At 63.8% G+C, this 13,038-nt stretch carries 11 protein-coding genes; 4 read left to right on the top strand and 7 right to left on the bottom strand.

What is annotated here, in order from left to right:
* Positions 1–220: 220 nt before the first annotated feature.
* The 3 genes from J6497_RS19830 (at position 221) to J6497_RS19820 (ending at position 3,953) form a co-directional block, all read left to right on the top strand.
* Positions 221–493 carry a DUF6719 family protein gene (locus J6497_RS19830; protein WP_225705965.1) on the top strand — a complete coding sequence of 91 codons (273 nt, stop codon included), beginning with the start codon at positions 221–223 and terminating at the stop codon, positions 491–493.
* Positions 494–565: 72 nt separating this feature from the next.
* A complete protein-coding gene (locus J6497_RS19825) occupies positions 566–1,156 on the top strand; it encodes a GNAT family N-acetyltransferase (protein ID WP_376708238.1) in 591 nt (196 codons plus the stop codon).
* Positions 1,157–1,295: 139 nt separating this feature from the next.
* On the top strand, positions 1,296–3,953 hold the full coding sequence (locus tag J6497_RS19820) for a flavin-containing monooxygenase (protein WP_225705963.1): 2,658 nt from the start codon (positions 1,296–1,298) through the stop codon (positions 3,951–3,953).
* A 14-nt stretch (positions 3,954–3,967) separates the two neighbouring features.
* On the opposite strand, the gene J6497_RS19815 is transcribed toward J6497_RS19820, so the two are convergent.
* Complete coding sequence (locus J6497_RS19815; RefSeq protein ID WP_225705962.1) at positions 3,968–5,017, bottom strand: AI-2E family transporter; 1,050 nt, start codon at positions 5,015–5,017, stop codon at positions 3,968–3,970.
* A 242-nt stretch (positions 5,018–5,259) separates the two neighbouring features.
* Here J6497_RS19815 and J6497_RS19810 point away from each other — a divergent pair, with 242 nt between their 5' ends.
* A complete protein-coding gene (locus J6497_RS19810) occupies positions 5,260–5,841 on the top strand; it encodes an MFS transporter (protein WP_225705961.1) in 582 nt (193 codons plus the stop codon).
* Between the two features lie 119 nt (positions 5,842–5,960).
* On the opposite strand, the gene J6497_RS19805 is transcribed toward J6497_RS19810, so the two are convergent.
* The 6 genes from J6497_RS19805 to J6497_RS19780 all read right to left on the bottom strand — a co-directional run bounded on the left by J6497_RS19805 (position 5,961) and on the right by J6497_RS19780 (position 13,002).
* Entirely contained in the window at positions 5,961–6,380 is a 420-nt protein-coding gene (locus J6497_RS19805; RefSeq protein ID WP_225705960.1) for a DUF411 domain-containing protein, read from the bottom strand.
* A gap of 120 nt (positions 6,381–6,500) precedes the next feature.
* Entirely contained in the window at positions 6,501–7,112 is a 612-nt protein-coding gene (locus J6497_RS19800) for a class I SAM-dependent methyltransferase (RefSeq protein ID WP_225705959.1), read from the bottom strand.
* 10 nt (positions 7,113–7,122) lie between these two features.
* Entirely contained in the window at positions 7,123–7,830 is a 708-nt protein-coding gene (locus tag J6497_RS19795) for a c-type cytochrome (RefSeq protein ID WP_225705958.1), read from the bottom strand.
* Between the two features lie 134 nt (positions 7,831–7,964).
* A complete protein-coding gene (locus J6497_RS19790) occupies positions 7,965–11,156 on the bottom strand; it encodes an efflux RND transporter permease subunit (protein WP_225705957.1) in 3,192 nt (1,063 codons plus the stop codon).
* Positions 11,153–12,598 carry an efflux RND transporter periplasmic adaptor subunit gene (locus J6497_RS19785; protein ID WP_225705956.1) on the bottom strand — a complete coding sequence of 482 codons (1,446 nt, stop codon included), beginning with the start codon at positions 12,596–12,598 and terminating at the stop codon, positions 11,153–11,155. The genes J6497_RS19790 and J6497_RS19785 overlap by 4 nt, the downstream gene beginning before the upstream one ends.
* A complete protein-coding gene (locus tag J6497_RS19780; RefSeq protein ID WP_225705955.1) occupies positions 12,595–13,002 on the bottom strand; it encodes a FixH family protein in 408 nt (135 codons plus the stop codon). Before J6497_RS19780 ends, J6497_RS19785 begins: the two co-directional genes overlap by 4 nt.
* Positions 13,003–13,038 lie beyond the last annotated feature (36 nt).

The raw sequence follows: 13,038 nt of genomic DNA, 5'->3' as shown, positions 1-13,038 counted from the left end.
CTCGCGGGGAGATCGCCTAATCCCCGTGAGGGGAAATAAACTCCTTGCTGCCGGCCATGTCAATCGACACTGCGCTGCCTTGATGGCCCTGACAAATCTTGATCGGATGGTTCCAGTCGGTTCCGCGGGCTGTTAGTCCAATCTGCCGTAGCCTCGCGCGGCGAAGCGGAGCAGTATGCCGTTTCCGAACCGGCAACCAGGAACGGGCGGGAGGGGACAAGTGAGAACGGTCATTACTGGATCGATCGCCCTGACGGTCCCGATTGCCATGGGTGGCATTTGCCACGCGCAGGTCGTCGTCAAACAGGAACCGTTGGACATGAGAAACGGGGCGACCGTGCTGGTCGATGACGGCACCTGCCCGAAGGGGATGATCAAGCTCGTGACCGGAACACACGGCATGGCCATGTCCTGGCGCCTCTCTGCACACGGCAAAATGCATTTCGGGGACGAACCGATAACGCACGTCTTGTTGACCGCCTCTCCCGATTGACGCCCCAGGTTTGTGGTTCGATCTTCAACGTGCTCTTGAACCTGGCAATTGGGCCGGAGTGGAGGTCATGTGATGAGCCCCGCGAACGCAGCTTCTCGTCCGGTGGTGACCGCCGTTGCGCCCGCCGATATCGAGCGAGCCATCTCCGTTCTGGTACTTGCCTTCAACGCCGATCCGGTAGCACGTTGGACCTATCCCGATCCGGACCAGTATCTCGCATCTTTTCGGGCCCTCGTGCGCGCATTCGGTGGCGGCGCTTTCGAGCAAGATACGGCGCGCTGTGTCGATGACTGTGCAGGCGTGGCACTGTGGCTGCCGCCGGGCATCGAACCCGACGAGGCAGCTCTTGCAGCGACCATGCCGCCAGGGCGGGAGTCAGAGATGGCCGCCGTTTTCGAAGGGATGACGGCCTATCATCCCAACGAAGCTCATTGGTATCTGCCGTTGATCGGCGTCGATCCGGTGCATCGACGCAAGGGCTGTGGCGGGGCATTGCTGGCGGACGCCGTTCGGCTGTTCGATCGCGATCATGTCGCAGCCTATCTCGAATCCACCAACCCGGCCAATATTCCGCTGTATCAGCGACATGGTTTCGAGGTTCTCGGCACGGTCCAGGTGGGGGCATCGCCGCCGCTGTTTCCGATGCTGCGCCGAGCTCGCTGAAGGTGCGGGCACGTGCTGAAGCATTTCCGAACAAGAACAACAGGTCGCTGCAGCGCACCAACCAAAGATTGAATTGTCCGATGACAAAGCGGCTCCCCCGGCATAGCCTCACGAAAAATCAAATGCACGGGAGGATGGCATGCCAGAGGCAATGGTTGCAGCACGTGCGTCAGAGGCGACAAACGGCACGGCGCAACAGGTCGACGTCGCAGTGGTGGGGGCCGGGTTTGCGGGCCTCTATCTTCTCCACCGGCTATCCAAGGCCGGCTTCACGATGGTGGCGCTGGAAGAGGCCGGCGACGTCGGTGGCACCTGGTATTGGAATCGCTATCCCGGCGCACGTTGCGACATTCAGACCATCGACTACAGCTACACGTTCGATCCGGAGCTGGAGCGCGCGTGGCAATGGTCGGAGAAATATGCGACCCAGCCGGAAATCCTGCGCTATCTCGGTTTCGTCGCCGATCGCTATGATCTCAGGCGCCATATTCGCTTTCACACCAAGGTCACGGCGGCGACGTGGGATGAGACCGCGGAACGCTGGCTGCTCACGACCGACAATGGCGCGGCCGTGTCCTGTCGCTATTACATCATGGCCACGGGCTGTCTCTCCGCGCCCAAGCCGCCGGAGATCGACGGCGTCAAGGACTTCAAGGGCGAGGTGTATTTTACCAGCCGCTGGCCGCATGAAGAGGTCACCCTCGCCGGCAAGCGCGTCGGCGTCATCGGCACCGGATCGTCGGGCATCCAGTCGATCCCGGTGATCGCGGAGCAGGCGGCGCATCTCACGGTTTTCCAGCGCACGCCGAACTTTGCGCTGCCCGCGCACAATGGTCCGCCGCCGGCAGATCGGCTCGGCATGCTGGAGGGCGACCGTGCCGGCTATCGCGAACAGGCGCGGTGGTCGCTCACGGGCGTGCCATATCCGCAGCAGACGGTCGTGAGCTGGCAGTTGAGTGATGCCGAGCGGCGCGAGCGCTTCGAAAAGGCGTGGGCCGCTGGCGATCTCGTCCACGTCCTGACCCAGCTCTGGGCCGACCAGGGCGTGGACGTCGATGGCAATGCGCTGGTCGCTGAGCTGATCCGCGAGAAGATCCGCGCGGTCGTGAAGGATCCCGATACGGCCGAGGCGCTGACCCCGCACGATCATCCGTTTGGCTCCAAGCGCCCCTGTCTCGATACCAACTATTACGCCACCTATAACCGTCCGAACGTCGCGCTGGTGAACTTGCGGCAGGAGCCGATCAAGGAGATCACGGCCTCCGGCATCACGACCGACAAGCGCAGCTTCGATCTTGATGTGATCGTGTTCGCGACCGGCTTCGACGCCATGACCGGCGCCATCCGGGCGGTGCATCCGATCACGGGACGTGGTGGAAAATCGCTGTCCGACGTCTGGGCGCAGGGACCGCAGACCTATCTCGGACTCACCGTTGCCGGATTCCCCAATCTGTTCATGATCACCGGACCAGGCAGCCCGTCGGTGCTGTCGAACATGGCGGTGTCGATCGAGCAGCACATCGACTGGGTGGTCGATCGGTTGATCGCGCTGCGCGAGGCGGGCTTCACCACCATCGAGCCGACCGAGACGGCGCAGGCGGGCTGGGCGCGGCACATGACCGGCTGCTCGATGGTCACGCTGCACCGGCTCGCCAACACCTGGTACACGGGCGCGAACGTTCCGGGCAAGGCGTGGGGCGTGATGCCCTATACCGGCGGCGTCGGCCCCTATCGCAGCATCTGCAACGAGATCGCCAGTCGCGGCATGCTCGGCTTCAGGCTTACCGGGCCCGATGTCGCCGAGCAATGCAATGACGGCGAGGTCGTGCGGCTGCAACCGGATGTGCGGCTCGTGCTCGGCATGCTGGCGGACATGAACCTGCCGCCGATCGAACAGCTTGGTGCCCAGGGCGCGCGCGACTTCCTCGATGAGTTCAACAAGGGCCGTCCCGCGGGCCGGCCGGTCGGCGAGATCGTTGACGGCACGCTTCCGGGCAACGACGGTCCGCTGCCATACCGGCTCTATCGGCCGGCGACGCCGGGACCGCATCTGATCGTGGTCTATTTCCACGGCGGCGGCTGGGTCTTGGGCGATGAGCAGTCGGACGATCCGTTCTGCCGCGACATGTGCCGGCGCAGCGGAATGATCTTCGTCAGCGTCGGCTATCGGCATGCGCCCTGGCACCGCTTCCCGACGGCAGCGGAGGACGGCTTTGCGGCGACGCGCTGGATTGCCGAGCACGCTGCCGAGCTCGGCGGTGTGTCGGGACCCGTGCTGGTCGCCGGCTGGAGCGCCGGCGGTAACATCGCGGCCGTCGCCTGCCAGCTCGCGCGCGATCGCGGCGGCCCTGAGATCGCGGGCCAGCTATTGATCAGCCCGGTCACTGACTGCACGTTCGATCGGCCATCGTACACCGACAATGCGACGGGCTACTTCGTGACACGTTCGCTGATGTACTGGTTCTGGGACATCTACTGCTCGCCTGGCGACCGGACCGATCCGCGCGCCTCGCCGCTACGCGGCAAGCTCGAGGGTTTGCCTCAGGCCTTCGTGGTGGCCTGCGAGTTCGATCCGCTGCATGACGAGGGGGTTGCTTACGCCGAAGCGCTCGCTGCTGCGGGCGTGCCGGTGGAACAGCTCGACGCCCGCGGCCATTTCCACTGTTCCTTCACCATGGTCGATGTGATCATCACCGGCGTCAGCGGGCGTGTGCGGATGGCCGAGGCCTTGCGACGGTTTGCCGGGTTGGCTGAGGCGGGGATGGTGCCGCAAGAGGTCGCGGTGGCCGCGGAGTAGTGAGGAACGGAGGATTACGCCGTCGTCCGCCTGGAGGCGGCGAAGATTTCCCACGCCACCATGAAAATGGCGGCGATCAGCGGACCGATGACGAAGCCGTTCAGACCGAAGACTTCGATGCCGCCCAGCGTGGAAATCAGCACGACGTAGTCGGGCAGCTTGGTGTCCTTGCCGACCAGGAAGGGACGCAGCACATTGTCCACCAGGCCGATGACGAGCACGCCATAGGCAATCAGCCCGAGGCCCTGCCATATGGCGCCGGTGGCCAGGAAATAGAGGGCAACGGGGATCCAGACCAGCCCGGCGCCGATCGCCGGCAGCAGCGACAGGAAGGCCATCAGCACCGCCCACAAGATCGGCGCGTGAACGCCCAAGAACCAGAACGCCAGCCCGCCGAGCGCGCCCTGGGCCATCGCCACCAGCACGCCGCCCTTGACGGTGGCGCGGACGACATCGGCGAATCTTGTGAACAGCGCGGACTTCCGATCGGCCTCGAGGGGGACGGCCTCCTTGATCCGATCGGCAAGCGCCTTGCCGTCGCGCAATAGGAAAAACAGAAGGTACAGCATGATGCCGAGGCCGATCACAAAATCGAACGTGTTCATTCCGATGGTGAGCGCCTGCGGCGCCAGAACCTGTCCGCCCTTCATAAGGCCTGACGTCAACGTTTCGCGCAGCGCCGAAAGGTCGCCCAGGTTGAAGCGATCCAGCCAACCGGTCGCCCACGCCGGCAGCGCATCGAAGATCCGCTGGACGTAGCCGGAGAAGTCGTACTCCCCGGACTGAATCTTTGCGTAGAGGCTCGACGCTTCCCGAACGAGGGAGGTCGCGATCAGCGCGAGCGGCAGAAGCACCATCGCAATGATGAGCAGGACCGTGATCGAGGCGGCGCTCGTCGGCCTTCCGCCCACCGATCTCAATATCCTCCGATTGACCGGCGCAAAGATGACGGCCACGACGATGGCCCAGAGCACGGCACCATAGAACGGCTGCAAAATCCAGGCGAACGCCAGGGTGACGACGAACAGCAGCAGCAGGAAACCTTGATCTTCAATCCGTCGCACGTCTGTCTCGCTTCCACCTTTGCGGCGCCGCTGTCCCTACAACGAACCCGGCGCGGACTTCGTTCACGGTCCTGTATATTGCTTTCTTGCTCCCCGGTCGCGTCGAAAGAATCGCTCTCGCTTACGCACGGCGTCGCAGCCTGCTGCCATTCTCCCACAGGATGCCTCCGTCCTATTTGCCGTAGGTGTCGCCTCGTGCAAACGCGGTCATAGTTCGCCCGAAAAAGAAACGTGGAGGAAACATGACCGAGAGCGCCGTTGAGACCATCGCATCGGAGGTCGAGGAGGGCGGTGCGGTATCGCCGAGGAAAGTGTTCTGGGCGACCTGGTTTGGATGGATGCTCGATGGCTTGATGGGCGCGGTGGCAGGGCTCATCACCAACGTCGGCACGCTGATCGGCTGCCTCCTGATGCCCTGGATCACCGGATATCTCGCAAGCCGCCGCCGGACGGCGGTGCTGTTCTTTATGGGCTCGCTGATCTCGGTGGTGGCGAGCTACGAGATCGCGATCGCGCATCTCGACAACCTTGCGCTGTTCCTGGTCCTGCTGCCGGTGCTCGGCTTCTTCACCAACGGCGTATTCGGCCTGTTCACGATCTGGCTGCCGGAGATGTTCCCGACCGCGTTGCGGGGATCCGGCTCCGGCTTTGCCTTCAGCATGGGGCGCGTATTGGGCGCGGCCGGCCCCACCCTGATCGGCGCGCTTGCTGCAAAGACCGGGAGCTATCCGCTCGCGATCTCGCTGTTGTCGCTGATCTACGTGGTCGGCCTGCCCTTCATCGCGATGGCGCCCGAGACGGCGGGGAAGCCGCTGGCGAAGTGAGGTGAGGGCGTGGGAAAGGTTTTCTCGGTCGCCTTGGCATTCGCTTGCGGCAACATAGCCCTGACTCGGGAGCCTGAACAAAGATGGAGCCTGTCTCGTAGGTGGCAAATGAGGACAGATCAGCCGATCGCCTCTTTGCCCAGGAAGCGCATGAACGGCTTGGGGCCATCTGCTCCAAACGAAATTACGGTGTAGGGCTGAGGCCGATCACCTTCCATGCCCGGCGATCCGACCGGCATTCCAGGCACCGCGAGACCTCTCACGTTCGTCCGCCCGGAAAGCAACCGTCGCACGGCCGCTGCCGGCACGTGTCCCTCGACGATGTAGCCGTACACTTCTGCCGTGTGACACGCGGCCAATTCCGGTGGCACCCCAAGTCGGACGCGGATCGGCTCCAGGTCGGAGGTCTCTTCCACTCGCACCTTGAATCCGGCGCCGCGCAGATGCTGTACCCATCCCGTACAGCATCCACAGTTCGGGTCCTTGTGCACCGTGATCGTAGTTTCGTCCGCTTCTACGGCACTGGTAGATGCCGCCATCGCCAACCCTGTCAAGATGCCCCCAAACGATCGGCGTGTGACGGAATATGCGCTATGTTCCATGTTCTGCTCCGCTTTCAGTTCACATGGCGTTCGCCTTGCTTGGTCGCTCAGGCCCCATCAACGAGGGCTTGCCAAGCCTTCATACATGAAGGTCATAGGTTTCAGTCCATTCATGTATCCGGTGCGCATCTCCTCGACATGAAAGCCGTTCCTGCGCACGACGTCAGCAATGTCCCGATTGAGATGGCAACCGCCTGAGATGCGCCTCCATGCGGGCGTCAGGCGATCTTGCCACCATTGCACACGGGGTTCGGGTGCGCGCCCGTGCTCGACGAAGACAAGCTTTCCTCCCGGCTTCAGGACCCGCCGAACTTCCGCGAGAGCACGGTCGACGTCGGGAATGCTGCACATTGTCCAAGTCGTTACGACGGTATCGATTCTACCACCCTCGATCGGAATCGCATCGGCCGAGGCTTCGACAAACTCTACAGGAATATCTTGATGTGGAGCGTGGCGCGCCATGTTCAGGAGCTTCGAACCGGGTTCGAGGCCCACAACATGCTTCACAGCCGCGCCGTAGAATGGGAGATTGCGACCGGACCCGATGCCGATCTCGAGCACGAGGCCCTCCGCCGCCCTTATCGCCCTCTCCCGGTAGGGCAGAAGCTCCTTGTTGCGCATCGCAAGGTCGCAAAGCCTCGGAAGAATGATGTCATTGTAGAAGCCCATCTGGCCCATCCTAGCATCGCTGTTCGATCATATTGCTGATCTCGTCGGGTGCGGAAAAGATCAGGTCGGCGCGATCGCCCATCATACCTGCCGGGACGATCGCTGCCACGCCTCTCTCCGGACCTTCCTTGCTGGAGTCCGTCTTGAGCCGGAGATTGCGTTCCCAGAATGGGCGCGTCTTGCCATCGGCGGTGGTCACACGATAGGTGTCTCGACAGTGGGTGATGCGCGTTACGCGTTCGGAAGGCTGAAGGCTCTTTAGGTTCGGGACGCGTCCACCTCCCATCATTCCCCTCATCATGCCGCCCATGCCGGACTGAGCCATCTGCTGGGGGCCGGCGCCGGGCTTGGTGGCTTCTTTCAAAAAGGCGAGCAGATCGGCGCGTGTGCGAGCACCCTTGATGCCTTCGAACGGCATGATGTTGTCCGGCACCATGCGCTCGGGGGCGGTCAGCCAAGCGTCCAACGAAAGGTCGTCCCAGATGATCCCGGAAGCTTTCAGCGCCTCGGAGTAGCGATCAAAGCTCGGCAGGCTACCCGCCTTGCGGCCCCAGAGATTTGCGAGGCTCGGACCCGTCATGTTGCGATCGGGCTCGAGCGAGTGGCACGGCGCGCAGGCGCGAAAATCCTGCTCGCCGCGAGATAAACTGTCCTGCTGCGCGCGGCCCGGCGAAGAGGCCAGAACAAGCGCGATTGCCGCAATGAGCACACGATGCATGTTCATTCCTCCCAATCGTAGGCAGTTTGCTCCGCTGTACCAGATCGCAACGAATGGCAGTGGGTCGCCGGTGCAATGAAGCGCGTCGGCTACCGCACTGATGCTTGGTCTCGTGAGCTGTCGTCATGGTCGGCTCATTCTGCCGGCTCTGGAACGCGGACGCGCGCCACGCGCGTCCCGGTGGAGGCCGGCGGACGTGATTGGTCCTGATCGTCAGACGGCAGGCCGAAACCCTTGACGATGCCGAAGATCGCGGGGATCACGATGAGCGTCAGCAGGGTCGAGGAGATCATGCCGCCGATCATCGGCACCGCGATCCGCTGCATGATCTCGGAGCCGGTGCCGGTGCTCCACATGATCGGCAGCAGGCCGGCCATGATCGCGACCACCGTCATCATCTTCGGTCGCACGCGCTCGACCGCGCCTTCCATGATGGCCTTGCGCAGATCGGAGCGGGTCAAGGCGCGTCCCTCGGCGGCGCGTCGTTCCCTGATCTCGGCCAGCGCCTGGTTGAGATAGATCAGCATCACGACGCCGGTCTCGGCGGCGACGCCCGCGAGCGCGATGAAGCCGACCGCGACGGCGACCGAGAGGTTGAAGCCGAGCCACCACATCAGCCAGAGGCCGCCGACCAGCGCGAACGGCAGCGACAGCATCACGATCATGGTTTCGGTGACCGAGCGGAAGTTGAGGTAGAGCAGGAGGAAGATGATCACGAGCGTTGCCGGCACGACGATCTTCAGACGCGCCATCGCGCGCTCGAGATATTCGTACTGGCCACTCCACATCACGTAATAGCCCGGCGGAAACTGGATGCTCGCCTGCACCGCGCGCTGCGCGTCGGCGACATAGCCGCCGAGATCGCGGTCGCGGATGTCGACATAGATGTAGGTCGCAAGCTGTCCGTTCTCGGTCCGGATCGAGGTCGGCCCACGCGCCGGCTGGATCGTCGCGATCTCGCCGAGCGGCACCGCGCCTCCCGCCGGCATCGGCACCAGGATGTCGCTTCCGATCGCTTTCGGATTGTCGCGGAGATCGCGCGGGTAGCGCATGTTGACGGTGAAACGCTGCCGGCCCTCGACCGTCGTCGTCACCGTCTGTCCGCCCAGCGCAGTCGCGATCGTGTCCTGCACGTCCTGCACCGACATGCCGTAGCGCGCCAGCGCTGCGCGGTCCGGGGCAATCTCGAGATAATAGCCGCCGATGCCGCGCTCGGCGTAGGCCGACGAGGTGCCCGGTACCGCCTTGAGGACCTGCTCGATCTGCTTGGCCAGACGATCGATCTCGATCAGATCGGTGCCGATCACTTTCACGCCAACTGGCGTGCGGATACCGGTCGAGAGCATGTCGATGCGCGCCTTGATCGGCATGGTCCAGGCGTTGGACACACCAGGGAATTGCAGTGCCTTGTCCATCTCCGCGATCAGGCTGTCGACCGTGACGCCGGCCCGCCACTGCTCCTTGGGCTTCAGGTTGACGATGGTCTCGAACATCTCGGTCGGCGCCGGGTCGGTCGCGGTCGCCGCGCGGCCGGCCTTGCCGTAGACCGACGAAACCTCGGGGAAGGAGCGGATGATGCGATCCTGCATCTGCATCAGCTCGGCGGCCTTGGTCACGGAGATGCCGGGCAGCGTGGTCGGCATGTAGAGCAGGGTGCCTTCGTTCAGGTTCGGCATGAATTCCGTGCCGAGCTGGCGCGCCGGCCACACTGTGACGGCGAGGACGGCGAGCGCGAGCAGCACGACGAGGATCCTGGCGCGCAATACGCCCTTGATGACCGGACGATAGATCCAGATCAGGAAGCGGTTGATTGGGTTCTTGTGCTCCGGAACGATTTTGCCACGCACGAAGATCACCATCAGGGCCGGCACCAGCGTGACCGACAGCAGGGCGGCGGCCGCCATCGCGAAGGTCTTGGTGAAGGCGAGCGGACTGAATAGCCGTCCCTCCTGCGATTCCAGCGTGAAGATCGGCATGAAGGAAACGGTGATGATCAACAGGCTGAAAAACAGGGCGGGCCCGACTTCGGCGGCGGCGTCGATCAGGATCGAGATGCGCGACTGCCCGGGCTTGGCCCGCTCGAGATGCTTGTGCGCGTTCTCGATCATGACGATGGCAGCGTCCACCATGGCGCCGATCGCAATCGCGATGCCGCCGAGACTCATGATGTTGGAGCCGATGCCCAGAAGCTTCATCGCGCCGAACGCCATCAGCACGCCGACCGGCAGCATCAGGATCGCAACCAGCGCGCTGCGGACATGGAGCAGGAACACGATGCAGACGAGGGCGACGACGAGGCTCTCCTCGACCAGCGTGTGCTTCAGCGTATCGATGGCGGCGTTGATCAGGTTCGAACGGTCATAGACCGGCACGATCTCGACCGATTTCGGCAGGCTGGTCGCGATCTCCTTGAAGCGCTTCTTGACGTTGTCGATGACGTCGAGCGCGTTGACGCCGAAGCGCTGCAGCACGATGCCGCTGGCGACCTCGCCCTCGCCATTGAGTTCGGCGATGCCACGCCGCTCGTCCGGGCCGAGCTCGACGCGGGCGACGTCGCGCAGCAGCACCGGCGTGCCGTTGTTGACCCTGAGCACGATATTGCCGAGGTCGTTGATATCCTTGATGTAGCCTTTGCCGCGGATGACGTATTCGAATTCGGACAATTCGACGGTGCGGCCGCCGACGTCGGCGTTGCTGGCGCGAATCGCCTCGCGCATCCTTTGCATGCTGATGCCGCGGTCGCGCATCCGTTGCGGATCGAGGATCACGTTGTACTGCTTGACGAAGCCGCCGATGCTCGCGACCTCCGCGACGCCCTCGGCCTTGGCAAGCGCGAATTTCAGATTCCAGTCCTGGATCGTGCGGGTGTCGGCGAGGTTCAACTCCCTGGACATCACGGCGTATTGATAGACCCAGCCGACGCCGGTCGCATCAGGTCCGATCGTCGGCGTCACGCCGGACGGCAGCCGCGAGGTGGCGCCATTGAGGAATTCGAGCACGCGCGAGCGCGCCCAATAGATGTCGGTGCCGTCCTCGAAGATCACATAGACGAAGGAGACGCCGAAGAACGAGAAGCCGCGCACGACCTTCGATTTCGGCACCGTCAGCATGGCGGTCGTCAAGGGATAGGTGACCTGGTCCTCGATCACCTGCGGCGCCTGTCCCGGATATTCCGTGTAGACGATCACCTGCGTGTCGGAGAGGTCAGGGATTGCATCGAGCGGCAGGTGAAGCAGCGCATAGAGTCCGGCCGCCGCGGCGAAGCCGGTGCCGAACAGCACCAGCAGCAGGTTGCGCGCCGACCAGGCAATGACGCGGGCGATCATGGCCGTCCTCCCGTGCCGCTGGTCGACGATGTGTCCGGCGCGCTGCCTGCCGCGGAAAAGCCCTTCAGCGCCGCTTTGAGGTTGCTCTCGGCGTCGATCAGGAAGTTGGCCGAGGTCACGACCGTGTCGTCTTCGCTGACACCCTCCGTGATCTCGACATATCCGCCGCCGCGATGTCCGACCTTGACCTCACGCGGCTCGAACCGGCCGCCGCGCTTGTCGATGATGACCGTCTGGCGGCTACCCGTGTCGAGCACGGAGCTATCGGGTACCGCGAGCACGGGATCCTGGCTGCCGACCTCGATCTCCGCATCGACATACATGTCGGGAAGCAGTGCGAGGTCAGCATTATCGAGCTCGATCCGGAGGCGGACCGTGCGGGTCTCGCGGTTCATCTGCGGATAGATCACGCTGACCTTGCCGGTGAAGGCGCGGCCGGGAAAGCCGCGGGCGCGCACGGTGACGGGCTGGCCGACGGTGATGCCGCCGATATCGCGTTCTGCCACGTCGACGACGGCCCAGACGAGCGAGGTGTCGGCGACGCGGAACAGCACGTCGCCAGGCTGTGCGCGCATGCCTTCGACGGCGTTGCGTTCCAGCACGATGCCGTCACGCGGGGCAGACCACTGGATCACGATCGGAACGGTCCGGGTCTTTTCCAGTGTCGTGATGGCGGACTCCGGCACGTCGAGATTCATCAGCCGCTGCCGGGAGCCGCGGCCATAGGTTTCGATGGTCGCCGTGGCCTTCGAGGTGATGGTGGAGAGATATTCAGCGGCGGCCGAGGAGACCGCCGGGCTGTAGATCTCCATCAGCGGCTGGCCCTTCGCCACACGGCTCCCGGTGGTCACATCGGCGACCTTCTGCACATAGCTTTCGGCGCGCATGGCGATGACAGAGACGCGGCGCTCGTCGAACTGGATGGTGCCCGGCGCGCGCACGAGCGTGCTGACGATATGGAGCATCACCGGCTCGGACTTGACGCCGGTGCGCTGGATCCGGCCCGGCGACAGCCTGATTGAGCCGTCGTCAGAGTCCTCGCCCTCGTAGACGGGGATGTAGTCCATCCCCATCGAATCCTTCTTCGGCGTCGGCGACGTATCCGGCAGCCCCATCGGGTTGCGATAGTATTTGGTCTTGCGACTACCCTTGGCTTCGGCACTCTCGGTCGGCGCTGGCTGGGGCGCGTCGTCGAAACTGATGTCGGCGCCGGCGGGGACGGCGTGATAGTCGCGGCCATCCTCGGTCGTCTTCGGCGTCAGCGAGTAAAAGGGCTTGCCGTCCGGGTGCTGATAATAAATGGGCGCCCCGCCGCCGGCGGCGGCCACGTGCGAGACGGCGTAACCTGCGGGCTTCGGCCACGGGATTACGCCAGCGAAAATGGCGATGCCCGCCGCTGCGAAACTCGCAGCGGCGGCGCCGATCACGATGGCGCGGGTCATTTCTGCGCCGTGACAACGAGTTTGTTTTCGACGGCGCCGGTCTCGCCCTGCACCTTGGCGCCGAGCGAAAGCTGCCAGCGGCCGGCCATGCCCAGAGTGGCCTTGAACTTGTACAATCCTGGTTCGCCGCCGGGCACCGCGGTGACCTTGGTCGCCATCTCCTGCATGCCGTCAGGCGCCATATCCAGCCGGGTGGCGAAGATCACCGCGTCCGGTACTGGTTTGCTAGTCTTCTTGTTGACCAGCCGAACCGTGATGATCTTGTCTGCTCCGGCCTGGACGATCTGATCGACCAACTGGAATTCGTAGTCCTTGATCTCGGCCCGCGCGCTGCCGGCCGTGCCCAGCATGGCCATGCCGATGAGCGCCGCCGAGACGGCGCGCCTGGTGTCGAACGATTTCATTTTCCATTCCTCGATTGCTTTGGTCTTGCTGCTCGC

The organism is Bradyrhizobium cenepequi, assembly GCF_020329485.1.
In the GTDB taxonomy this organism is placed as follows: Bacteria; Pseudomonadota; Alphaproteobacteria; order Rhizobiales; family Xanthobacteraceae; genus Bradyrhizobium; species Bradyrhizobium cenepequi.
The sequence above is the reverse complement of the archived record's forward strand: the minus strand, read 5'-3'. Positions and strand labels throughout refer to the sequence as shown.

What these genes read in the sequence shown, in the direction of transcription:
- J6497_RS19780 (WP_225705955.1), bottom strand. Translation starts at nt 13,002, where the DNA reads ATGAAATCGTTCGACACCAGGCGCGCCGTCTCGGCGGCGCTCATCGGC.
- J6497_RS19810 (WP_225705961.1), top strand. Translation starts at nt 5,260, where the DNA reads ATGACCGAGAGCGCCGTTGAGACCATCGCATCGGAGGTCGAGGAGGGC.
- J6497_RS19825 (WP_376708238.1), top strand. Translation starts at nt 566, where the DNA reads ATGAGCCCCGCGAACGCAGCTTCTCGTCCGGTGGTGACCGCCGTTGCG.
- J6497_RS19820 (WP_225705963.1), top strand. Translation starts at nt 1,296, where the DNA reads ATGCCAGAGGCAATGGTTGCAGCACGTGCGTCAGAGGCGACAAACGGC.
- J6497_RS19790 (WP_225705957.1), bottom strand. Translation starts at nt 11,156, where the DNA reads ATGATCGCCCGCGTCATTGCCTGGTCGGCGCGCAACCTGCTGCTGGTG.
- J6497_RS19795 (WP_225705958.1), bottom strand. Translation starts at nt 7,830, where the DNA reads ATGCATCGTGTGCTCATTGCGGCAATCGCGCTTGTTCTGGCCTCTTCG.
- J6497_RS19800 (WP_225705959.1), bottom strand. Translation starts at nt 7,112, where the DNA reads ATGGGCTTCTACAATGACATCATTCTTCCGAGGCTTTGCGACCTTGCG.
- J6497_RS19785 (WP_225705956.1), bottom strand. Translation starts at nt 12,598, where the DNA reads ATGACCCGCGCCATCGTGATCGGCGCCGCCGCTGCGAGTTTCGCAGCG.
- J6497_RS19805 (WP_225705960.1), bottom strand. Translation starts at nt 6,380, where the DNA reads ATGGCGGCATCTACCAGTGCCGTAGAAGCGGACGAAACTACGATCACG.